This window comes from Psychrobacter sp. Ps1 (assembly GCF_022129425.1).
Classification (GTDB): domain Bacteria; phylum Pseudomonadota; class Gammaproteobacteria; order Pseudomonadales; family Moraxellaceae; genus Psychrobacter.
In genome coordinates, this window is record NZ_JADQAN010000016.1 from 53,197 (window position 1) to 78,180 (window position 24,984).

Below are 24,984 nucleotides of genomic sequence, written 5' to 3' on the forward strand. Positions count from 1 at the left end.
ATATAGGAATATAGATAATGAGCAAAAAAATTACCAGTGACTTTGATATCAGTACGTATCCCCGCGACCTAAAAGGCTATGCTGGCAACCCACCAAAAGCGAACTGGCCAGGTGGCGCAAAAATCGCCGTACAATTTGTATTAAACATCGAAGAAGGTGCAGAAAATAGCGTCATCCATGGCGATGGGCAATCAGAGCGTTTCTTGTCTGATATCTTAGGCACACCAGAATTTAACAACCGTCACCAGTCTATTGAATCTGCATTCGAATACGGTAGCCGTGTCGGTGTATGGCGTGTATTAGATGTATTCAAAGAGTACGGCGTGCCAATCACCACGTTTACCTGTGCTGCCGCTGCTGAAAAGACCCCGCATATCATCGAGCGTGTATTAGAAGATGGTCATGAAATTGCCAGTCATGGTCTACGTTGGATTACTTATCAGGATATGTACCGTGAGACGGAGCGTGAACACATTCGCTGCGCCACCCAGATATTTAAACGTATGCTAGGCGGACAACCTCTCGGCTGGTATACAGGACGCGATAGTCCAAATACTCGTGAACTGGTCGCCGAGCAAGGCGGCTATACCTATGACTCTGACTCGTACGGTGATGAGTTACCGTATTGGCTCAATGTAAAGGTCCAAGATGGCAATCTGATCACGCGTAAACCACATTTGGTCATCCCTTATAGCCTCGAGACCAATGACATGCGTTTTTCTTCTAGCCCAGGATTCACTCATGCCGAACCATTTTATCAATATCTAAAAGACAGCTTTGATACCTTATACGAAGAAGGCGCACATACCCCTAAAATGCTGACCATTGGCTTGCATTGCCGCATTATTGGGCGTGCAGGACGCATCAAAGCACTAAAGCAGTTTTTGCAATATATCACCAATAAGCCCGACGTATGGATATGCCGCCGTGATGATATCGCCAAGCACTGGTACGAAAACCATCCTGCCACGTCAGACAATACTTCCAACTGGATGTAAGCTAGGCTATCGTCCTAGTACTCGTTCTGCTTAGCTGAGCGAGTGCGAATTGGCATAGATTAATATATAAAATAAGCCATACGTTATTAATAAACACCATTATTAAAAAAGGAATCATTGTGAGTCAAAATACTTCAGAAGTTGGACAAATTATCTCCGCAAACAATCTACCTGATACCCTGCCAGCGTTTACCAAAAAATCAAACGTCGCTGACAGTCGCTTGGGCGCAAAATCACTATTCGCTACCGATGATTTTTTTGCGGATAAAAGCCGTATTCTAAATCCTGATGCGCCTATTTTTGTTGTGGGTAAATTCGATAATAATGGTAAATGGATGGACGGCTGGGAAACACGTCGCAAGCGCTATTTGGGTTACGACCATTTAGTTATCCAGCTTGCTCGCCCAACCAAAATTGCTGGTCTTGACATTGATACCAGTCACTTTACGGGTAACTTTCCATCTTCTGCCAGTGTCGATGCCTTGTACGCGCCCGAGCTGCTGCAGCAAGATGAAGCTGAACTTACTAGTCTAAGCAAAGAAGACTGGGATGGTAAAAACTGGCAGGCGCTAATAGGTATGACCCCATTGCAAGGTCACAATCATGAGCTTGTCGAGATTGATCATGAGCCAACGGTGACCCATATTCGTTTAAACATTTATCCAGATGGTGGCATTGCCCGACTACGTGTCTATGGTGATATTCAACTTGATGCCAGCCTAAATACACAAGGCGAGATGCTTGACTTGGCAGGCGCATTAAATGGTGGTCGTGCGATTGCTAGTAACGATGCACATTTTGGTGCGGCTAGTAACTTACTACTACCAACTAAAGCGCCTAACATGGGTGATGGTTGGGAGACCCGCCGTCGCCGTGAGCCAGGCAATGACTGGTGCATCATTGCGCTAGGTCAAGCAGGTATCGTTGATTCCATCGAGATAGATACTGCCCATTTTAAAGGCAATTACCCTGATAAAGTCTCGATCCAAGCCGTCTACTCACCGAATACACCAGAGCAAACTTTAGTGACTCAGAGTATGTTTTGGGAAACCCTGCTTGAACCACAAAAAACCAATGCTGACGACGTTCATACTTTTAGTAAAGATCAGCTTCAACTTGATAAACCCATTACCCATATTCGGGTTAATATTTTCCCAGATGGTGGTATCAGCCGTGTACGCGTGTATGGCAAAATTTCTGAGGCTGATACTGGTACTGGTGCTGATATTGATAGCAAAGAGGCTGAATAATGAGTGTCACTCTAATTGCTAAGCCTTTGACTAAGGCAAACTTTGCCCCCTATGGCTCGGTCATCGAGCGCTATAGTGATAATGAGCAAACCGCTGATAATACTTATGAGATCAATAATGGCTATGCGGTTCGTCATCATGCACTTGCCGAAAGTAAACTAGACGGTGGTGCAGTTGGCATGAGTATCTTTCGAGCCAAAAAGCGTGAGAATCCGATTGCCCTTTCGGTCATGGAATACCATCCACTTGGAACACAAGCATTTGTATCTATGGAAGGCCAAGACTATATCGTCGTGGTTGCTAAAGCTGGCGTGCCGCCGCAGTCAGCTAATGATCTAGCCGTGTTTTATGCAAAATCTAATCAAGGCGTACAGTATGATGCCAATGTCTGGCATCACCCTCTACTCGCGCTTGGGCGTGACAGTGATTTCTTAGTTATTGATCGTATCAATGGCGAGGGTAATAACTGTCATGAGATTGATATCACGGAGTGGCATGTGTCTATTGAGTTAAAAGATGAATGCAACTAAGCTGTCATTAAGCACAAATCAATCTGATAAAAGCCCTGTTTATGTTTAACATAAACAGGGCTTTTTCGTTATTCATATTTTTCGCTAATTTATTAAGCAGTAGATTTACGATAGCGACTCACGCCTGCGACGACTGTCTGATCAATTACTCTATCATCGCCTAGCATCATTAGTACAAACAACTGCTCTTCCAGTGTTTTGGTCTGCGCCATACGTCGCTCAAGCAATTCCGTTGCACCCATATCGATGACCACAAAATCCGCTTCTTTATTTGGCATAAAGTTACCGATTTTATTGTCCAATAATAGCGACTGGGCATTACCCAACGTAATTTGATATAGCCCTTGATGAGCGGATAGCTGATTGCTTTGTAGTTGTTGGATCTTATACGCTTCTGACAAAGTTGTCAGCATCGACAGACTTGTCCCTGCCCCAACATCAGTTGCGATACTCACACCGGTATAGCGTAATGTCTTGGGTAAATCGAACAATCCACTACCCAAAAACAGATTGGACGTCGGACAGTGTGATATCTGCGTACCAGTCGCACGCAGACGCTCATACTCAGATATTTCAAGGTGAATACCATGTGCCAAGGTAGTGCGTCGACCCAGTAATCCCATATCATCATAGACATCGAGATAGCCTTTATGAGTGGGATACAGTTGTTTCACAAAGGCTATCTCATCATGATTTTCTGCTAGATGCGTCTGCAGATAAACACTCTCATAACTGGAATACAGCTCACCTGCCATTTGTAGTTGCTTGGGTGTCGAAGTAATAGCAAAGCGCGGGGTAATCGCCACATGTTGGCGGCCGCGCTCATGCCAATTATCAATGATGTTTTGGGTATCTCGAATGCCCTGCTCAGCAGGTACACACAAATTATCAGGCGCATTTTGATCCATCAAGACATTACCCGTGATCATGCGGGTGTTGAGCTTGTGACTTTCCGTAAAAAATGCGTTCACTGATTCAGGGTGACTGGTAGAAAATACCATGGCGCTCGTTGTGCCATTGGCTAGCAACTGATTTAAAAAGAACTGCGCCGTATCATGCGCTACTTTTGGATCGCCAAAATTGGCCTCAGTGACGAAAGTATAATTGTTAAGCCAGTCAAGTAATTGCTCACCATAAGCAGCAATCATATCTATTTGCGGATAATGTACATGAGTATCGATAAAACCTGGCATGATCAATTTATCGCGATAGTCATGCACCTTGACTGCTAGCCTACCCTCTTCATTTGCATACTTTGACAGTATAGTTTCACTACGACCATACTCTACAATGCACCCTATCATATCATCTACGACAAGCGCACCATCGGCGATATATTCAGGATAAACCTGTACACCTTCAATCACTGGTAGCAACGTTGTATCTTTATCAACGGTCAAGTTTACTAGAAAATCAGGGATTCTAGTATCGGATGATTCAGAAGCCGTACGCTTAGCAAGGTCATCTTCGCTAATATAATGTAATAAATGAGCTTGATAAATATGTAGGGTCATTCGTAGATCTCACAATGGCTTGGTAGTCCTGAGCAGTTTGATAAATAGTACTGAGCATTTTAATGATTTGATAAACAGTATAAAAGTTATATGGAGTGAGCCATTCAAAGAGTAGCCTGATGATACTTCTGTAGGAGCTGTGCCACGATAGAAATCGCCACCGCCATCGGCTCTTTTCCGCCAATTTGCAATCCAATTGGCATGACCAACTGATTGACCAGTTGCTTACTGTAGCCACGCTGCATCAAACGATCTCTAAAACGCTTGGCTTTGGTTGCCGAGGCAATGCAACCTATGTAAGGTGTCAAAGTATCTGAGCATTTATCACGTGATGCGCTCATGTCAGAAATAGTATCTAATGCCGCCCGCACTAACTCGAAATCAACACTATGGTCATGAGTCATAACCAGAATAAAACGCTGACCACCCTGCTCGATAAATGGGCGTACAAAATCTACAGGCTCATCATCGATATGCGGTCGGATATGTGCCGGTAAGTTATACAGTGGTGATTGATTAGTATTAGATTTATCCACTAAGTAACGCTCAAACATCTCTGGGCGACTGTCCACCCAATCTACCTGACAAGGTAGCTCAGATAGGATGGTCATTAGCGATGATGCCACATGCCCTGCTCCAAACACTAGTACTGACATCGGTGGCGTTACATTGAAGCATTCGAACATAACGGTGACGCTACCGCCGCAACACTGTGCCAACTTTGCACCTAGCGGGTAGTGCTTAGTATAGACAGCATCACGGCGCACTGCTTTAGAAGGTACTGACACGCTTTCACTGTCAGTTTCAGCGACTTTTGGTTTTACTTCTTTTGATACCGTTGCCGCTATTTCACCATTCAATAGCTGCCGTGCCGTATTGATAACGTCGTGCTCTAGGCCGCCGCCACCCAATGTGTCTACGATGCCATCTTGCGTGACGATCATCTTTGCCTGTAGCGCTCGAGGAGCAGATCCATTCACAGCTACGACCGTCGCCAGCACGTGAGCAATACCTCGCTGCTGATATCGCGCTAGACCTTCATACCAGACGACTGGCGGTGCTAGCGACTCATTCACTGTGTGCAGGACCTCTTGCCCCTGCTACATTTGGATGCTCTATCGCATTAGGCTGGTCATCAGTTTGTTTCCCTTTAACTTCTTTTGGATCGATGTCTTTGGCATGACGTACGTCTTGTGGCATTGCTTTTTCATTGTAAAAGTCACTGTTTTCTTCTGCGCCTTTTACTAAACTATCAACCGTATCTGTATCTGCTTTAGTTGTTAAATCCCACGACGTGCCTTGCATGCGCATCACTGCTTTTAAGACCGCTTCTGGCGTCGCAGGCATGGTCAGCTCTGGATTCTTTTTATAATCACCAAGGCTCGCGACCGCATTATTGAGGGCACACCAAACACTGGCTGCCAACATAAACGGCGGCTCGCCAACGGCTTTAGAGTTATAAATCGTTTGTTCTTCGTTTTTGCGATCGTACAATTTGACATTCCACTGCTTAGGCAAGTCATGCGCGGTTGGGATTTTATAATTGGCAGGACTGTCAGATGCCAGCTTACCTTTATCATTCCAGATCAGCTCTTCTGCCGTGAGCCAACCCATACCTTGCACAAAACCCCCTTCAATCTGACCGATATCAATGGCAGGGTTGATCGATTGTCCTGCATCATGCAGCACATCACAGCGTAGTACTTGGTACTCACCTGTCAACGTATCAATCTCAACCTCAGCACAAGCTGCACCCAAAGCAAAGTAGAAGAACGGACGTCCCCATGCTTTAGAGCGATCATAAAATATCTTAGGCGTTTTATAGTAGCCAGTAGACGACAAGCTGATACGGTTCTGGTACGACAGTTGAATCATCTCAGCAAAAGTCAGTGTTTCTTTATCGCCAATATAGACATGGTTCTTTTCAAAGAGTATGTCTTCTTGCGCCACTTCGAAATGCTCAGCAGCAAATTCAAGTATGCGAGCTTTAATGCTTAGACAAGCGTTCTGTGCTGCCTTACCATTAATATCTGTCCCTGATGACGCGGCAGTTGGTGAAGTGTTAGGCACTTTGTCGGTACGTGTCGCTGATACTTTAACTGTATCCAGATCAACGTCAAATTCATTGGCAACAATTTGGGCGATTTTAATATATAAACCCTGCCCCATCTCCGTACCACCATGATTGAGATGGATACTGCCATCGGTATAAATATGTACCAATGCGCCTGCCTGATTAAGCGTCTGCACCGTAAATGAAATACCGAATTTTACTGGCGTCAACGCAAGCCCTAAGCGTTTATCACTGCCTTCAGCGGCAGCTTTTTGATTGGCTTCTAGGATTTGCTGACGACGATTGTCATAATCACAATCGTCTGCCAACTTGGTCATGATGGTCGCCAAATCGAAATGCTCAATGGTCTGACCGTAATGAGTGCTTTGACCATCTTGATATAAGTTTGCCAAACGCACTTGTAATGGATCTTGCCCTAGCGTATAGGCAATATGGTCCATCATATACTCAGCAGTCATCAGACCTTGCGGACCACCAAATCCTCGATAGGCAGTATTAGATACCGTATGTGTCTTACAGCGATGACCTGCTACATGAGCAGCTGGATAATAATAAGCATTATCACAATGGAACATCGCTCTATCGACAATAGCATCAGACAAATCTGGCGCGTAACCACACAAACCAGCCAGTTGCATGTCCACGCCCAATATACGACCAGACTCGTCTAAACCAACTTCGTAACGGTTGGCAAACTCATGGCGCTTACCTGTCACAACCATATCATCTTGGCGATCTAACCGCATACTGACAGGGACGTTATGACGCTTAACCACGATACCGCACAGACATGCCCATGCAGCGGCTTGCGTTTCTTTACCACCAAACCCGCCACCCATACGGCGCACGACTGTGTTTACCGCATGAAATGGCAGATCTGTCACTTCGGCGACCAGCTGCTGTACTTCGCTTGGATGCTGTGACGACGTATACACTTCTAGCCCGCCATCGTCACAAGGCACGACATAAGACACTTGGCCTTCGAGATAAAAGTGTTCTTGCCCGCGCATATGAATATGACCTTCAATGCGAATCGGTGAATTCTCAAGTGCAGTCGCCGCGTCACCACGCTTCATAAAATGACTCGGACGCACAAAAAACTCTTGCTCTAACGCTTTATCAATACTAAGTACTGCTGGCAATGGCTCATACTCCACCACTGCCTTGGTAGCCGCTTTTTTGGCAGCGCGATGACTGCTCGCCACTACCACAAATAGCGTCTGACCCACATACTCTGTGATGTCATCCACCATCAATGGCTCGCCGTCGAACACCGCACCGATATCGGTCTGCGCAGGCAAATCTTTAAAACTTAAGACATCTACCACCCCATCCGCATCTCTAACAGCGCTCAAATCCATACTTAGTACACGTGCATGAGCGTGGCTGCTTTTACCTACTGCCAGATGTAGCGTGCCTTGCGGTTTTGCAATATCATCCACATAATTCGCCGTCCCCATGACATGGCTAATCGCACTATCATGCTTAGCCGAGGTGCCAATTTTGTTTTTTGGCGGACGCACGCGGCGGATACTATAACTGTCAAATAAGGACGAATGATGGCTCATGGCGGATCTCTTCTATTAGGACGCTTTTATTAATGCTCTTTTGTTCTTGGCAAATATAACGATAAGGTGGTATTAGCAAACAACTCTGCTCGTTAAGCGGCCTCGGTCTGTCTACCTGCTACCAATTGCTTGCCGCACTTCACCAGTAGACGCTGTACCACATGTGAGCGATATTCACGGCTGGCTCTGACATCAGTCATAGGTGTAACGTCTGCAGACAATACTTGTGCTGCTTGCTCAAAACTCGCAACTTCAGCCGCTTGCCCAATGAGCGCTTGCTGACAGGTTGTGGCTAACAATGGTATGGCAGCCATGCCACCAAGCCCAAGCTTTGCATTCTCTATCGTCATGCCATCTGCTGATACATCGATTCGCGCAGCCAATAGACATGCTGAAATATCATCCTCATAACGTTTGCTAATTTTATGAATAAATAAGTGCTGATTGTCATGCATCAGAGGAATATGGATAGCGACTACGTAACTGCCTGCTTGCAGTTTGGTCTTTTTATAATCTAAGAAAAATTCTGATAAAGGTATAATCTCATCCGTATAAACCGAATTGCTATTATCTAAATCGTTACCTGACTCTTTAGAATTAGGCGCGCAATGACGCAGATGAATTGACGCATCTAACGCCAATAAAATCGGTGGTAAATCACCAATCGGCGACGCGTTGGCTATATTGCCGCCGATGGTACCCATATTACGAATTTGCGGAGAAGCAATGCGCTCAAATACTTGCGCAAAGCTTGGAAAGTACTGCTCAAGCACAGGCAACATCTGCTGATAGCTCATGCCAGCACCAAGTACTAGTTTTTGGCTAGGAGCTTGCTCGTTATCTGACCCTTCATTGCTTGAGTCAGACTTTGTGTCAAGTAATGACCATGACTTTAACGCCTCGACAGCTGAAAGCTGGATAATGACCTCGTGATCAACCAAATGCTGGGTTACACTCAATCCCAAATCCGTACCGCCTGCCCAAATCGTAGCCTGCGGATAGGCCGCTAATACTTGATTAAGCTCATCTAGTGACTTGGGCATATATAACTGTCGCCCAGCATCACTGATTACAGGTGCAATCGCTTGCGACTCTTCATTCTTTAATTCGACGTTATCTGGCACGTTTCCAGATACTGCTGATTCTTTTGTACTACGCATCGCGTCTGTGGCTAGACTGATCGTCAAGTCTTTCACCGCTGACTGCTCCGCCTCTCTCTGCTGACCGATATCGCTCATCAATAGGCCTGCCTCGATAATCGGTCGATAGCCTGTACAGCGACATAGGTTGCCAGATATTGAAGCAACCACTTCATCGTAACTTAATTGCTTGGTATCCTTCTGACTTGCTGCTTCTTGACTTGTCTGCATACGATTGTTTTCGTAAACACAAGCCAGCGACATCACAAACCCAGGCGTGCAAAAACCGCACTGCGACCCGTGACATTCAACCATCGCTTGCTGCGCTGGATGCAGCAGAGCACGTTCTGGATGATGCTCAGGATTATCTGCCAAATAAGAAGCCGTCATAAGATGATGACCATTCATAAGCGACACTAGCGTAATACAGGAGTTAATCGTATAGAACGGTGGCGTAGCATTTTTTTCGTCGCTATTTTCATCATTAAGCGTTGGCTGGCTAGCGTTAGGCAGGCGCTGAACCATTACGGTACAGGCTCCGCAATCACCACTACCACAGCCTTCCTTCGTATCCGTTTGGCCTTCATGCAATCGTAGATACTCAAGCACCGTCGTATTAGGGTTAAGCTGGGTTAGCTCATGGCGTTTCCCATTTAAGTAAAAACTAATCATAGCAAGACTCGGCTAAAATAAAATAATGAAGATAAGCATAAGGCTTAAAGAATTTGATGGTTTAAATGCTGAACGTAAGCACTTGGTTTACATCATGCTGCAACCGTTCAAGTACGGTTATTCTGTTTTATAACTTTTAAAGTATTCTCTGTTTTGTTTGCTAACACATTCTTAAGAGATAAAAAAATCAGCACAACGCACTTTTTTATATCAAGTAAGCTGGTTGCAAATATGAGCATTCATCGAACAAATTTGTTAGAAAACTCGTACTATAGGATACTTGACTATTTGGTCAGCTTTCAACATATTATCACTATTCTTATTTATAACACAACCCGTTAAAATGCCTATAGATACTATCGAACAGTTGGCAAATAATTGGTGAATAACTCAAATCTAAGGGAATATCTATACGGTTTGTAGATTTTATTCACTGCTTAGCTACTCAATACCAGACGCTGTTTTTATAAGTAGCTTCAATTTTATACATGACAAATCAAACGAAACGTTAGATAAGCCATACTATAAACAGCGAGATAGCCTGCGTAAAAACAGTACCGAATACATATATCGCCTTTAAACTGCTATCAGCAGCTGATTTTTATATATAATGTCTGCAAATAAGCCTGACTCTTCACTGTTGTGACTTCTAATGATAAGTAATCGTGACATATCGTTGGGCTAAAATCGTTTTTGAGATATTACTATGAAGTCATTTGCCTTTACCTATTTGCTAATAGCAACGATGCTGTTAGGAGGTTGTCAATCATTTCAATTCGTTGACAGTCCTATCCCCGTGAAGCCCGCCCCTACTAAGCTTGTTGCTCAATAAAAATTGGCACAAAAAAAGCAGACATCAATAATGTCTGCTTTTTTATTCGATCGCTCTGTCGGTTCTAGCTGTTTTTATAGCTTAGCATCAGCTGGTTGATGCTTAATAATCGTTTTGGCAAGATGATCACCAAACCAAATAGCAGTATCAATATCTCCTGAACCTGGCGTCTCTTCAGGTGGACCATCAAGCGACTGAGTCATTAGACCCAAAAAGCTAGAAAGACGGTTTAAGTCGTGAGCCTCATGACCTGTCGGCATCAATGGCAGACCAATCCAGTTCATACCATGCTGCATCGCATATAGAGAAATCTGCTGCAATACAGCAAGTTTATCACCGCTCAGTCCACCCGAATTGGCAAACGCTGCTGCCCATTTACCTTCCCATTTGCGATGATACCAACGCTTAGATGTCTCATCCATAAATGTCTTAAACTCAGCCGTCACGCTACCCATATACACTGCGCTGCCAAAAACCAGCAAATCTGCCTGATCTAAATAATCCCAATCAACATCATAAACATCGACAGCTTTGGCTTGCGCTTCTGGCAATTGCTGATGCGCACCTTGTACTATCGCCTCAGCGACACGCTTGGTATGACCATAATTACTATGGAAGATAACAGCGATTGAGACATTAGGCGCGTTATCAGTAGGTGTAGAGGTGTTAGCAGGTGTATTCATACGTACTCTAATAATAAATAATTGGTTGAATAATGAAACTTATAAAATATTGGATACTTAGCCACAGTCGATAGCTAGTGACTTCACTTTCACTGATAAGTACTTATCGATAGCTCAAACTTTCCAACTATCAGGCGATATAACAGAATCAAGCAACGTTTCTTTGAGTCAATTTAACTGGCAGAAATATCAATGACGATAGAGCAACCGCATAGTCTTTAATTGCACAGTCTTTAACTGCACTGTCTTTAATTACATAGTCTCTATACGTCAGCGTATACATACCAGTATATATGCGACGACATTCATTGAATTCAAGCCCATTGTATCAGACGTATTTTTGTTTTTAAGTTATTTATTAAAGTCTGGCTAATCAGATCACATATACTTTTAATATATTTTGTATAAATGGGTAAGTCGCGTTAACTGATAATGTGACACAAAAAAAATTCCTGATACCTAATAAATCTATAATTATCAGAAATATAGACAACTATTGATATCAAATAATATATACAGTGATTTATCTATTCCATATCATCATATACTAATTCTATTTCTTCTAATCTCTCCGTATTTACATTAATGACAATAGGATTATGATGTAACGCTTCTTACTGCTTAACCAAATCAATCGAATTAACAGCCGTACAGTTTCCAATTCTGCAAACCTGCGTAACTATACTCATATAAATTCTTATAAAAATAATATCTGATAACATCATCGGATAAGGAAGCTATTACCTTGACTACTCTCGTTCAACCTGTAAACGACACAAAAGATCCTATCGTCAGAGATGATTTGGCCTTAAATGCACCGCAAAAATCCTTGATTATGGGTGGTGGCATCGTAGGATTGATGGTGCTTGCGTATCTATTGGCCACTCAACATATCTCTCAATCACTCTTGCTTGGGATAGGTCTTTTGTTAGGCTATACCCTTTTTCATGCTCGCTTTGGTTTTACCTCTGCTTTTAGACGTATGATGTCAGTGGGTAACGGTCAGGCGATGCGTTCACACATGCTGATGTTGGCAGTTGCTGTCACGCTATTTGCGCCAATCCTTGCTTATGGCACGACGCTATTTGGCGGTCCTGTCGCAGGTTATGTCGCGCCATTAGGGGTCAGTCTAGTTGTAGGTTCATTTGTATTTGGTATCGGCATGCAACTTGGTGGCGGCTGTGCCTCTGGTACGCTCTATGCGTTAGGCGGTGGACGCTCTGTTATGTTCATCACCTTTATTTTCTTCATAGTGGGCGCCACGATTGGTGCTTATCACTTGCCATTCTGGACAGAAGAGATGCCCGCTTATGCGCCTTTCTCTTTGGCAACCTCTACAGGTCTTGGTTATACAGGGGCATGGCTGGTGTCGCTGGCCATATTCGGCATTATCGCATGGGTGACGTTAGTCGTTGAGAAAAAAAGAAACGCACCAAAGATGGCGCCCGTACCTTCTGAGTCTGGTTGGAAACGAATCTTTCGTGGTTCTTGGCCGCTATTTGCTGCCGCAATCGTTTTGGCTTTACTTAACGGTCTGACATTACTTACACGTGGTCAACCGTGGGGCATTACCTCGGCATTTACATTATGGGGCTCTAAAATTGCAAGCGGCTTTGGCATGAATGTGGCAAGCTGGGGCTATTGGCAAGGTGCTAATGCAGCAGCGCTTGAGGCCTCTATCTTTGCAGATTCGACCACTGTATTGAATATCGGCATTATCATTGGCGCGTTTATCGCCTCTGCTGCGGGTGGCTTGTTTAAGTTTACTAAGATTACTGCTGGTAACTTTGCAGCATCAGTCATCGGCGGATTGATGATGGGATATGGCGCCCGTCTCGCGTTCGGTTGTAATATCGGCGCTTACTTTGGTGGTATCGCCTCTTTTAGCTTACATGGTTATATCTGGGGTATACTGGCAATGGCAGGTACGTTCTTGGCACTGTATTTACGTCCTTTATTTGGCTTATCAGTACCAAAATCTAGCGACTCTGTTTGTTAATACAGATTTTGTACCAATACAGACCTTGTATTAATACAAATGTAGCATTCAAATAAAAAACAGCAGAATAATCTGCTGTTTTTTTATTGTTTATCACTTTGTTTCTACTATTCATTATTATATAGTCAAAGAAATCTAAAACAGCTACAAGGCAGCCGACCGTAGATTGTACATATAGTACATCTAGGGAGGGTAACACCGTAGCGGTTTAGTAGTTCGCTGACTATAAAGCTGCTAACGACGAACGATGACCAGTGCCATCCGACCCGTTGCAGGTTGCTGCATATGAGTCTGACGGCGATACGAGTAATAGTGAGTATCTGCGTAACTACAGTCAACAGGTAAATCATTCACAACTATAGCACCGGCAGCTTCTAACTGCATGGCAGCAAGCTTCGGTAAATCCAGCTTTATTTTGTCATTATGAGACGATATAGAAAATAGCGACACAAAGCTATCGATATGGGCCTCTGGCAACGTCTGATTGGCTATACACCCAGCCAATAGCTTATCGCAAACGTCTGTATTTACTTCATAGTTTTCCTGACTGATACACACTCCTATCCAAGCTTGTATAGGGCCTGAATCGGTAAAGCGATTAACAGTTTCTTGTATCACACCGCAGGCCAATCCTTGCCAGCCTGCATGAATCGCTGCGATTTTTCCACTGGTTGGCTGATATAATACGATAGGCACACAGTCCGCCGTCATGATTGCCAGACCGCGACCACTTTGTTGACTGACCATCGCATCAGCAGACATTGGCGCCATATTCAACGTAGTAGCATCGACATCATGAATACGTTTACCATGAACCTGACTGACCCAATGTAAGCGATTAATAGCCGCATGCTGCTCGTTTTGTGCAGACTTACCTGTCAGCTGCTCATTGATAGCAGCCAATAGATTCATGCGGTTATCTAATACTTGCAGTGCATTATCATTGACATGAAGACCTAAATTCAGCGCGCCGTAATTTGACTGACCCTCAAACCCTGTACGCTGATTTTTAGCAGCAGAATCATCAATATCATCATGCAAAAAAGCAGCCGTCTGAAAAACGGCCACATTATCAATTTGCGCAATCATTGTCATCGGGAACGTGTTCGTCATGGCTGCTCGCTCTCACCTCTCATCTAGTAAACGTTAGCGTTTACTCTTCATAATAACCATCGCTTAGTACGGCCATCAGTTTTTGCATATCTTCAGGTAGTGGCGTCGTGACTTCAATGTCCTCACCTGTCGTCGGATGCACGAATCCTAACGTATAGGCATGCAATGCTTGGCGCGGGAAATTATTGATAGCTTGGCGCTGAGCCTCTGTCAATCCAGAGCGCAACTGACGACGTCCACCATAGACACGATCACCGACTAATGGATAAGTAATATGACTTAGATGCACACGAATTTGATGCGTACGTCCAGTCTCAAGTCCCACATCTAGTAGACAGTAGTTTTCGTTCAATGGTGTGACATTTAGCAGATGCGTTACTGCTTCGCGACCAGCAGTCATCACCGTCATTTTAGTACGCTGATTGCGATGTCGACCAATCGGTGCATCGATACGACGATGACGAGATAAACTTGCTTGGTCCCCTGCCACCACACACTTATAGTGACGATAAACAGACTTGTCTTTTAGTTGTTCCATTAGTGCCATCTGAGCAGGTTTGGTTTTGCCAATCAATAGCAATCCAGAGGTGTCTTTGTCAATACGGTGCACAAGACCTGCACGCGGTAAATGATGCTGCTGAGGGTAATGATATAGCAATGCATTGACCAAAGTGCCATTTTGATTACCCGCGCCTGGGTGAACTACCATACCGACAGGTTTGTTGATTACTAATACGTCATCATCTTCATAGACGACATCGATATCTATGTTTTCTGGTTGGTCTTCGCCATGCTGCTGTAACGTCGTTGATAAATGCAATACGTCATCTGCTTTGACACGGACTTTCGGTTTTTGAACACTGCCGTTATAGAGCAGACTGCCGTCAGTAATCCAGTTCTGGAGTTGCACACGCGAAAAGTCTGAAAACGCTTGTGATGCGACCTTATCAATACGCAGACCAGCTTGATCTTCTGTGACCACATGCGTCATATCTACAATCACTGGTACAGCTTGACCCGCTACTGGGGCTTCATCGTCGTCACCGTCCATGTCGCTGTCATCAATATCATTATCATCAATGTCGCTATCGTTCAGATCGTTACCATCATCGATGAGCATCTCTTCATTATCAAGCGCATCATCATGCACTTGCTCATTCATCATTGGTTGATTATTAGGTAGCTCATTATTGTTCAAAACATCATTTGGCATTGGTGACTCTTGTGCTGATGAATCAGTATCTAGCGATTGATTCGGTGATAAATTGGTAGTCATGGCATCATTATTCATAGCGGATTGATACATTGATACATGGCAAAGTCCCTGACAGTGTTGTGTGAGGTGACTTCGAAGATAGTATTATAAATAGCAGTATAGAAAATTGTCGTTTTTTGATTATCGTTTTTTGCCTATAAATGGCAGATAACCACCTTCAAGGTACAAAAAAGCGAAGACAATACCGCTCTAGTGTATCATGTCGCACGCATAAGCCCTATAGAAGCTGCATGCTATCTGTTAATTTTTGAGCATACCTTTGGACTGTAAGATGCCTCGCTTAACTCTCTAGAACATGACATTGCTGTAATTTACTGTATATTTACTCATGCGAGCGACATTCGATATCGCTCGTGACAGCCGCTCATGTTAAACTGCCTATACAATATAGATGGCGAAAAAATAGACGTAGCAAATGTTATTCTATAAAGTATAGCCATGTTTTGCTGTATGCTATGGCACTGTATGCGAATGCCGTATTTAGATACAGTTTAAAAATAGCATTGGGGTTTGTTGACCGTGTTTGCCATTTAAACCGTTTGACTATGGCTAAATACATGTGGTCTATCACAGGCTTACTATACAAGCATTATGTATCAGACCCAATCTATCAGTACAATACGTCATAACAAAAACTGCATTCGATAAAAAATTTTTGCTGGTGGATCGCTGACTATTTAGCGTCGTTTTTTATCACTAACCTTTTATATAGCATGATAGCGCCGCTGCTATTATGCGTCTTGTGTCGGAGAAGAAGTATGCAAGCTGTTGGCAATACGTTTATCAAACTGTCCTCAATAACCCTACTGGCGCTTAGCGTCAACCTAGTGGGTTGCCAGACTTTCAAAAATCTAACTGGCGCCAAAGATGGTGAGGCAGTAGAAACAGCTGAAAAATCAGAGCAAGGATATTATAACGAGGCCGTCAATCAGATTGACAAAGGTCACTATATCCAAGGTATCGAAGAGCTGACCAATCTGCGCACATTCTACCCAACCGGACAGTACGCTGAACAAGCCTTGCTTGATATGATGTATGCACAATATGAAGGCGACAAGTATGAAATGGCGGCAGCAAGTGCTGAGCAGTTTATCCGTCTGTATCCGTCTAACCCACAAGTCAGCTACGCCTACTATGTGCGCGGCGTTGCCAATATGGAAGGTTCATCTGAGAGCCTAAAGCTCTTTAAACTGAACCAAGCTGAGCGTGATACTGCGTATTTGCGTATTGCCTTTGCCAACTTCCAAGAGCTTATCAATAAATATCCAAACAGCCCGTATGCACCAGATGCCGCTCAACGTATGACGTTCATCTACAATCAGTTTGCTGAGAGCGAAATGAGCGCAGCCAATTGGTATATCGAGCGTGAAGCTTATGTAGCAGCGGTTAACCGTGCCAAATGGGTATTCCAGTACTACCCGCTGAGTGAGTCAACGCCAGATGCTCTTGCAGTATTAGCTTATAGCCATGAAAAACTTGGTCTAACCGATTTGGCCAATGAGTACAAAACGCTATTGCAGATCAACTACCCAGAGATGCTAACCAGCAACGGTAGTGTGAAATTAAGCACCAAACGTGACCGTACTTGGCTCAATAAGATTACCTTTGGCAAGCTTGGTCGTTCGAACACAACTGATAAATCAGTCGCATCTGGCGAGTATAACGGCGCCACCAAGACACAAATGATTCGTAATGCAGCCCAGTTGAGACTAGCAGGAACAAACACGACGCCTGCCAATACTCCAGTCGCCAATAATGCTGCTGCGCGTAATGGTATTAGCGTAGGCTTAGGTCTGCCTGAAGCATCAGCTGAGCGCGTGACCAGCCAATCAAGTACTGGCTCGACTGCACGAGAAGCCAACGTCGATCCACTAAATACCAATCCGACACGTCGCACTACGTTAAATGACGACAGTGTGAGTGATATGGATAATAATTGATTACGTTAAGTCTCTTCTTAGCTTAGCCTAACTAACACAGTCTGTATTCATTGATAATAAGGTCAACATTATGTTGGCCTTATTTTTCTAGCAGTATCTTATTACCTCTGCCCCAATATAATCGACCTATGGTAAACTGTTTTTTGTATGAGCATTCCTAACCATATTCTTGAACAATTAAATAGCCAAGCTGACCTGATCAGCATCATTGGCAAACACACCACGCTCAAACGCGCTGGTAGTGAATATAAAGGCTGCTGCCCTTTTCACGGTGAAAAATCGCCTTCCTTTTATGTCAATCCACAAAAAAACATCTATCACTGCTTTGGCTGTAGCGTCGGTGGCAATGCCATCAGTTTTTTGCGTGATTATGAAAATTTGACATTTATTGAAGCGGTCAATGAACTATCAAAGCAAACAGGCATTGAAGTACCAAAAGAAGAACAGCAAAACGTTAGTTATCAACGTCGCGCACCCAAACCTATTGCACCGCCGCCTGTGCACAATGTGCCTAGCCCAACTGTAGAACATAGCAAAGTAAGCCAAGACGGTACAAATCAAGACAACCATCAAAATAATCGTCAAGACATTTATCAAGACAGTCATCAAAATAATGTCGTCCAAAGTGACCAAAACTACATCGACCAGCCCATTTATGATGACAATCAGGGCTATGAGAATTTCCCGCCGTTAGAGGCGTATGATTCAGCGTCATATTCGATGGACTCCTATTCCTCAGAGCCGTATTCACCAAACCATTCAGCTGACAGTGGCTATCCGCCAGCATGGCTGACAGATACCGATACTAGCGCTGGTATGCAGGGCGCTCATGACATTGGCCAAAACGATGATAAAGATGGCAATCTATATGAGCTACTAGAGCAAATCCAACAATTCTATCAGCACAACCTAACCACGCATCCCCATGCCAAGCACTACTTTTTATCGCGCGGTATCACTGAAGACATCTTTGAGACCTTCGGTCTTGGCTATGCACCATTTGGTTGGCAGCATCTTGAGCATCAATTTCCGCAGGATATTGAGGGTCTAAAAGCTTTAGGATTGGTACGTCAGTCAGAGTCTGGCCGCGACTACGATCTATTGCGCGACCGAGTCATCTTCCCAATTCGTGATAATCAAGGCCGCACCATTGGCTTTGGTGGTCGGGCGCTCGATGACGAAGTAAAACCTAAATATATTAACTCCTCAGACTCGCCCGTCTTTCATAAGCAGCATGTACTATACGGCTATTATGAATCACGTCAGCAGCGCGCAGACAGTTGGTTGGTCGTCGAGGGCTATATGGATGTTATAGCCCTTTATCAAGCAGGTATCTATGGGGCAATCGCCTCGATGGGTACAGCGATTAATGAAAGCCAAATATCACGTCTACTGACACTCAATCCAACGCTTACTTTGAGCTTTGATGGAGATAGCGCAGGACAAAAAGCGGCTTGGCGTACACTTGAAGTTGCCCTGCCTGTACTGGCCGATGACAAAGAACTGCGGTTTTTAACCCTGCCAAACAATCATGATCCTGATACTTTTATTAAGAGTCAGGGCAGCGATGCCATGCGTGAGCAAATCGCTAATGCCATGCCGCTATCACAGTATATTTTTGCGTATTTGAGTGAGCGTTATGACATGAGTCTGGCTGAAGGCAAAGCCAAGCTCATGTCTCAAGTACGCTCGTTGACGACTGCTTTACCCAAAGGCAGTAGCTTTCGCTATTTGCTCAACAATGACGTTTATCAAAAGCTTGGCGGCAGGCGCAGTCAAAATGTCGAGGCCAAAGATGCACTGCTAGATTTTGATGGTGATATGACCATCAGTCAGCAATTACAGCTTTGCTTTTTGTTTCAGCCGCGCGCGTTAATCGACGACCCTATTGAGTCGATTTGGCAACAGTCAGGGATTAATGGCTTACACCTACCTGCTCATATCAAACAAAAAGCATCACCTGACACCCTGCGTCCTCTTGCTTGGGAAGACTTGCAAGATGCTGCCCTGCTAGACATCGTAAGCACTATCAAGCGCTGTCTTAATTACCTACCAAAAGACGTCAATGCAGCGGCGCATTTTATCTTATCGAACGTAAAGCCTGCGACCCAAGACATGCTCAGCCGTAATTGGGGCGGCTTCTATAAAGCGCTAACCGCACGTAATATTCTGGGGCTTGATGGCCTAATCGAAGAGCTAGTCAGCCAGCTGCTTGAGCGCAATATGAAGAAAAAAATACAAGAGCTGATACAGAACCCTGATCATATTAAGCTTGCGATCGTCCGTAAACAAACCCAATTATTGAATGATTGGCTACGCGCACAGCAGGCAGAGCAATCGGCACAGATGGTCACTGTGCAGTCTTAATGTTTAATTTCAAATGTTGACCCTTTAAAAGTCTAGCAGCTGCCCCCACTACTAATGATTATGCCCAGTAGCATGAGTCGCTCCAAAATCATTTAGCTGATGGCAAATAATCAGTAAAAAATGGTCGGTAGCTATCACTAGCTCGTGCTTGACGACTGTGGTCTGTGTTAAACTGTGTCGCTGTATATTGACAGCACTGCTTGGTGAATGATTGTGAGCATGCATCGTTAAGCACAAATTTTAGGTATTATTTTTACGTATCAGCTTTTAGATACTATTTTTGAGTATTAAATTTTAAGTACTATATTTTTTTAGGTACTGTATTGAAGTCTTTTTAGCTTTTCTGATTTTTAGCTGTTTTTCAGCATTGTTATTGTAGTGTTTTGAGCCTTTATTCATATCAACTCATTTTTGATATTATTGACAACCTCTACGCCATATTTTGATCAATCGATTGATAAGATCAACGCAAAGAGCGAGCGATAGCGAGTCACAATATAAAAATGTCCGATGCAAGTAAGCGAGTATTTATGAACGATAAGTCAGTTTCTAAGTCCACATCTCAACTGGCCACCTTAATCCAAATGGGCAAAGAGCAAGGGTATCTTACCTACGCTGAGGTGAATGACCAGCTGCCCGACTCTATTACCGAAAGCGATCAGATCGAAGACATTGTGCAAATGCTGACCGATGTCGGTATCAAAATCTTTGAATCAGCTCCTGATGCCGATGACATCTTGATGAACGATGATTCAAGTGATGATGATATGGCAGCAGATGAGGCAGCGGCAGTACTCGCCTCTGTTGAAACTGAGCCTGGTCGTACCACTGACCCTGTACGTATGTATATGCGTGAAATGGGTACGGTTGACCTACTGACTCGCGAAGGCGAGATTGCCATTGCTAAGCGTATCGAAGAAGGTATTCGTGATGTACAGCATGCCATGTCTTACTGGCCTGGTACCGTACAGTTTGTCCTTGACGAGTATCAAAAAGTCCAAGACGGCGAAAAAAAGCTATCTGACGTCATCACTGGTTTCTTAGACCCTGAAACCGAAGAAGACAAAATCGCAGCTCAAGAAGCAAAGGAAGCGGCGAAAGAAGAGCGTGAACGCATCAAAGAAGAAAAAGAAAACCCACCGGTTATCAAAGCTAAGGTCAATGCGAAAGCAGCCGCGCTTGATAATGACGACGAAGATGAAGATGACGTTGAAGACGAAGCTGAAGAAGAAACCAGCGGTCTTGATCCAGAAGAAGTTCGTTTACGCCTAGAAGAGATCGAGCATCTATTTATTAAAGCCAAGCAAGCATTGCTTGATTATGGCCGTGGTAGCGTACAGGCTGATACCGCGTATGCCCTACTTGCTGAACGCTTTATGATGTTGAAGCTAAACAACCGCTTGTCAGATCAAGTCATGGCTATCATGCATGACGTCTATGATGACGTGCGTAAGCAAGAGCGTCAAATCATGCGTTTGGTGATTCGCCGTGGTCGTATGCCGCGTGAAGAGTTCCGTAAGACCTTCCCTAGCAATGAAACCAACGTTGATTGGTTGATTGAACGTATCAAAGGTAAGCCTGCATTTGCTGGTACGCTAGAAAAAGTCACTGATGACGTTATTTTATTACAACGTCGTATCCGTGATTATGAGCAGCAGCTCGATATGAAAATCCACGATATGAAAGATGTGGCACGTCGCATGGCTGTTGGTGAAGCAAAAGCTCGCCGCGCGAAAAAAGAAATGGTTGAAGCTAACCTACGTCTGGTTATCTCTATCGCCAAAAAATATACCAATCGTGGTCTACAGTTCTTGGATCTTATCCAAGAAGGTAACATCGGTCTGATGAAAGCCGTTGATAAGTTTGAATATCGCCGTGGTTATAAGTTCTCGACCTATGCCACATGGTGGATTCGTCAGGCGATTACCCGCTCTATTGCTGACCAAGCGCGCACCATTCGTATTCCTGTGCATATGATTGAGACCATCAACAAAATCAACCGTGTCTCACGTCAATTGCTACAAGAAATGGGGCGCGAGCCAACACCTGAGGAATTAGGCGAACGCTTAGAGATGGACGAAGTTAAAGTCCGTAAAGTGCTGAAGATTGCTAAAGAACCTATCTCTATGGAAACCCCTATCGGTGATGATGAAGATTCGCACCTAGGTGATTTCATCGAAGATGGTACGATTTCAAGCCCTGTCGATGATGCGACTGCTGCTGGTCTGCAAGAAGCGACGCGTGATGTACTCGGCAACCTGACTGAGCGTGAAGCGCGTGTCCTAAAAATGCGTTTCGGTATCGATATGCCAACCGATCATACTCTAGAAGAAGTCGGTAAACAGTTCGATGTAACGCGTGAGCGTATTCGTCAGATCGAGGCAAAAGCATTACGTAAATTGCGTCATCCATCACGTTCTGAGCACTTGCGCTCTTTCCTTGAAAATGACTAGACTCTCAGAGAAATACTGAGCCTAGCTAATAGGTTTCAGATCGTTGCTAAAAATAGAAAAGCTGAGCATGTCTCAGCTTTTTTTGTGCCTGCTTTTTTAGTTATAGAATTTATTAATCAATGTGCTTATTAATCACTGTGTTTATTAATTGCAATTTTTTTAATTGCAAAGCTGTTTAATTATAAAGATCCTTAATTACCAAGTTTCCTAGTCATAAATCCCTTTAATCCGAGAGCTCCTCGTTCAATATACACCCCTATTTACTTTACCTTCTACTATCTTCTCTTATTCAAAATTATCAAATTATAGATAGACACACTCTTTCAAAAACCACTTTATAGTTGACACTATCAACCTTATTCTATATAGTTGCTTCTATCAACTATATCAAAGAGTTTTTATGTCTAATAATTCATTGAGCGAAACACTACATCAATTGATGCATACCTATACCAATCTATTACTAGAAGGCATTCGCCAGCAAGGTGTGGAGTTGTCCGTGACCAATATCAGAACCTTAAAAGGTGTGTGTTATAACCCAAATAGCACTGCGCTATCTATCTCTAAACACATGCAGCGAGACAAAGCGCAAATCACCCGCGCCTTAAATGACCTATTGGCGGCTGAGCTAATATTAAAGACAGACAACCCGCTTGATGGTCGCAGCCAATTACTACAGCTGACTCCTAAAGGCGAAGAAGTTATGACAAAACTTGATGCAGCAGAAGAATGGTCAAGACAGCAATTAACAAAAGATTTAAGCCTCGTAGAGCTTGCGTTATTTTTCCGTGTCAGTCGCACCATGATAGACAACGTTAGCACCAGCAAGACTACCGATAAATAAGTAAGGACAGATCCGTATGAATAACACAATAAATCAAAAACCAGTGCGCGAAATCATGACCGTTGCTCACAAGCAAATGATTACTCCGCACTACATCCGTATATACCTCACAGGGCAAGCAGATACTATTGCCAATATCGCGACCATGACAGTTGGCGCAAATAACAAAGTACTTATTCCTGTCGATAAAGCTCAGCCAATTGACCTAAATGACAATACTACATTCGTTGTCCGCACTTATACTCATCGCGGCGCTGATGTAGCAAAACAACAGATCTGGATTGATTTTGTCGCTCATGGTGACGAGGCGCCCGCTTCAGGCTGGGCCACTCATGCTGAGATTGGTGACGAGATTGGTATCTTAATGAAGCCTAAAACCAAAGCGCTTTGTCCCGATGCAGATAATTTTCTACTGATTGGCGATGCCACGGCTATACCAGTGCTCGGCTCGATATTAGAAACCTTGCCTGCCAGCGCGACTGGTCAATGCATCATCGAAGTACACGGTGTAGAAGATGAGCAAGAGTTGTCGACAGCAGCCAATATCACCATGACATGGTTACATAACCCAGATCCAACGCAAGGCAGTCAATTAATCGACACAGTAAAATCTCTCGATTTGCCAACTGCAGAACAGAGCCGTTTTGCTTATATCGCTAGCGAATTCTCATCTGTCAAAGCCCTTCGTTATTACCTAAAGGTCGAGCAACAGTGGTCTAAAGATGAGCTATATGCTTTTTCTTACTGGAAAGCAGGTGTTGCAGAAGACCAATCTGTAAGCGATCGACAGGCAGAGAAAAACACCGACTAATTAAACGCTCTTTATGATAGGAAAATAACGATACCGGCAAATACAGAGACCCTGCTCATTAATGGTAATAAAAACAGCGGCGCTAAGAATGATGGCACTAAAAAAACACCGTTGCTCTACAAAGTGTTGTTAATACTTGCCTTAATGACTGTCATAGGTGGTCTCTTAACAGGTGTGATGACCTATATGAATGTCGGATATTCCGATACATTTTTTATAGACTGGTCTAGAGCGCTACTTGCAGCGTATGCGATCATGCCGATTGGCTTCTTACTGATGGGTCTGGTCACAAAATTTATTAATCATAAGTTATCTAATACCAAAGCGTACAAGCGCAATCTCATTACAGGTGTGTTGATGGCTTGCATAATGGAGTCTATGTTAGCCTTTAGTACTGCCTCAAAGACGATCGGTTTTGCTAATCAAACGGCGTTTTTGAATGGCTGGTTAGAAGGGTTTCTAGTTGCATTACCAGTAGGATTGACGTTAATGGTCATCGTTTCTATGACTATTAAACCAAAAATTGAGGCATTTCTAAAAAGCTAAGATATCACAACTATGCTTATTAGGTTTTTCGGTACTCTACCGCGATGCTAACTAAATTAATAAAAAAGCTTAATAAAATTTAAGAACATAAAGCATCAAGGGCGTGTTGAATATTCAACACGCCCTTGTCATGTCAGAAGCTTTCTAATACTATTTTACTGTTGGTTTGGCAAAGAACTAACGTGTATTTAATAAGTCAGTCGTAACAACGTTTAGTATTAAATACGGTTTGATACAGTCTTTTTTTACCCGTCATATATTATTACTATTCGACAATATTCCGATGACTAGACAGTACTGACCCCTGCCGTCAATCCCGTAGAATTAAACTTGGGAGATTTTAGTTACGCAGCTTGACGATAATAATCAAACCAC

The 24,984-nt window shown here is 43.7% G+C and carries 17 protein-coding genes; 10 read left to right on the plus strand and 7 right to left on the minus strand.

Features of this window, described 5'->3' with window-relative positions:
- The first annotated feature begins 17 nt into the window (after nt 1–17).
- The 3 genes from puuE (at nt 18) to I3249_RS09445 (ending at nt 2,778) form a co-directional block, all read left to right on the plus strand.
- Nucleotides 18–998, plus strand: a complete 981-nt coding sequence (gene puuE / locus I3249_RS09435) for an allantoinase PuuE (protein WP_238069731.1) — start codon at nt 18–20, stop codon at nt 996–998.
- Between the two features lie 152 nt (nt 999–1,150).
- Nucleotides 1,151–2,248: an allantoicase gene (alc, locus tag I3249_RS09440; protein ID WP_238069757.1), complete on the plus strand. Its 1,098-nt coding sequence runs from the start codon at nt 1,151–1,153 to the stop codon at nt 2,246–2,248.
- A complete protein-coding gene (locus I3249_RS09445) occupies nt 2,248–2,778 on the plus strand; it encodes an ureidoglycolate lyase (protein ID WP_238069733.1) in 531 nt (176 codons plus the stop codon). Before alc ends, I3249_RS09445 begins: the two co-directional genes overlap by 1 nt.
- Nucleotides 2,779–2,870: 92 nt before the next feature.
- On the opposite strand, the gene guaD is transcribed toward I3249_RS09445, so the two are convergent.
- From guaD to I3249_RS09470, 5 genes are all read right to left on the minus strand, one after another.
- Nucleotides 2,871–4,292 (minus strand): guanine deaminase, encoded by a 1,422-nt coding sequence (gene guaD, locus I3249_RS09450; protein ID WP_238069735.1) that lies wholly within the window; start codon nt 4,290–4,292, stop codon nt 2,871–2,873.
- Between the two features lie 104 nt (nt 4,293–4,396).
- Entirely contained in the window at nt 4,397–5,368 is a 972-nt protein-coding gene (locus tag I3249_RS09455) for an XdhC family protein (protein WP_238069737.1), read from the minus strand.
- On the minus strand, nt 5,361–7,934 hold the full coding sequence (xdhB, locus tag I3249_RS09460) for a xanthine dehydrogenase molybdopterin binding subunit (RefSeq protein WP_238069739.1): 2,574 nt from the start codon (nt 7,932–7,934) through the stop codon (nt 5,361–5,363). The genes I3249_RS09455 and xdhB overlap by 8 nt, the downstream gene beginning before the upstream one ends.
- 92 nt (nt 7,935–8,026) lie before the next feature.
- On the minus strand, nt 8,027–9,745 hold the full coding sequence (locus tag I3249_RS09465) for an FAD binding domain-containing protein (protein ID WP_238069740.1): 1,719 nt from the start codon (nt 9,743–9,745) through the stop codon (nt 8,027–8,029).
- 906 nt (nt 9,746–10,651) lie between these two features.
- Complete coding sequence (locus I3249_RS09470) at nt 10,652–11,260, minus strand: flavodoxin family protein (RefSeq protein WP_238069741.1); 609 nt, start codon at nt 11,258–11,260, stop codon at nt 10,652–10,654.
- A gap of 745 nt (nt 11,261–12,005) precedes the next feature.
- On the opposite strand from I3249_RS09470, the gene I3249_RS09475 reads away from it, so the two are divergent.
- A complete protein-coding gene (locus tag I3249_RS09475; RefSeq protein ID WP_238069742.1) occupies nt 12,006–13,259 on the plus strand; it encodes a YeeE/YedE family protein in 1,254 nt (417 codons plus the stop codon).
- Nucleotides 13,260–13,493: 234 nt separating this feature from the next.
- Here the strand turns inward: I3249_RS09475 and I3249_RS09480 are convergent, their stop codons facing one another.
- Both I3249_RS09480 and I3249_RS09485 read right to left on the minus strand, forming a co-directional pair.
- Nucleotides 13,494–14,372, minus strand: coding sequence for a polyphenol oxidase family protein (locus I3249_RS09480; RefSeq protein WP_238069743.1), 879 nt, complete (start codon nt 14,370–14,372; stop codon nt 13,494–13,496).
- 40 nt (nt 14,373–14,412) lie between these two features.
- Nucleotides 14,413–15,534, minus strand: coding sequence for an RluA family pseudouridine synthase (locus I3249_RS09485; RefSeq protein WP_238069758.1), 1,122 nt, complete (start codon nt 15,532–15,534; stop codon nt 14,413–14,415).
- Nucleotides 15,535–16,406: 872 nt separating this feature from the next.
- Here I3249_RS09485 and I3249_RS09490 point away from each other — a divergent pair.
- The 6 genes from I3249_RS09490 to I3249_RS09515 all read left to right on the plus strand — a co-directional run bounded on the left by I3249_RS09490 (nt 16,407) and on the right by I3249_RS09515 (nt 24,609).
- On the plus strand, nt 16,407–17,588 hold the full coding sequence (locus I3249_RS09490) for an outer membrane protein assembly factor BamD (RefSeq protein WP_057759574.1): 1,182 nt from the start codon (nt 16,407–16,409) through the stop codon (nt 17,586–17,588).
- A 147-nt stretch (nt 17,589–17,735) separates the two neighbouring features.
- On the plus strand, nt 17,736–19,955 hold the full coding sequence (locus I3249_RS09495) for a CHC2 zinc finger domain-containing protein (RefSeq protein WP_238069744.1): 2,220 nt from the start codon (nt 17,736–17,738) through the stop codon (nt 19,953–19,955).
- Between the two features lie 530 nt (nt 19,956–20,485).
- Nucleotides 20,486–22,408 carry an RNA polymerase sigma factor RpoD gene (gene rpoD / locus I3249_RS09500; protein WP_101204784.1) on the plus strand — a complete coding sequence of 641 codons (1,923 nt, stop codon included), beginning with the start codon at nt 20,486–20,488 and terminating at the stop codon, nt 22,406–22,408.
- Nucleotides 22,409–22,808: 400 nt separating this feature from the next.
- Nucleotides 22,809–23,252, plus strand: a complete 444-nt coding sequence (locus I3249_RS09505) for a MarR family winged helix-turn-helix transcriptional regulator (protein WP_238069745.1) — start codon at nt 22,809–22,811, stop codon at nt 23,250–23,252.
- 16 nt (nt 23,253–23,268) lie between these two features.
- Complete coding sequence (locus tag I3249_RS09510) at nt 23,269–24,063, plus strand: siderophore-interacting protein (RefSeq protein WP_238069746.1); 795 nt, start codon at nt 23,269–23,271, stop codon at nt 24,061–24,063.
- Nucleotides 24,064–24,207: 144 nt separating this feature from the next.
- Nucleotides 24,208–24,609, plus strand: a complete 402-nt coding sequence (locus I3249_RS09515; protein ID WP_269137238.1) for a DUF2798 domain-containing protein — start codon at nt 24,208–24,210, stop codon at nt 24,607–24,609.
- Nucleotides 24,610–24,984: the final 375 nt, after the last annotated feature.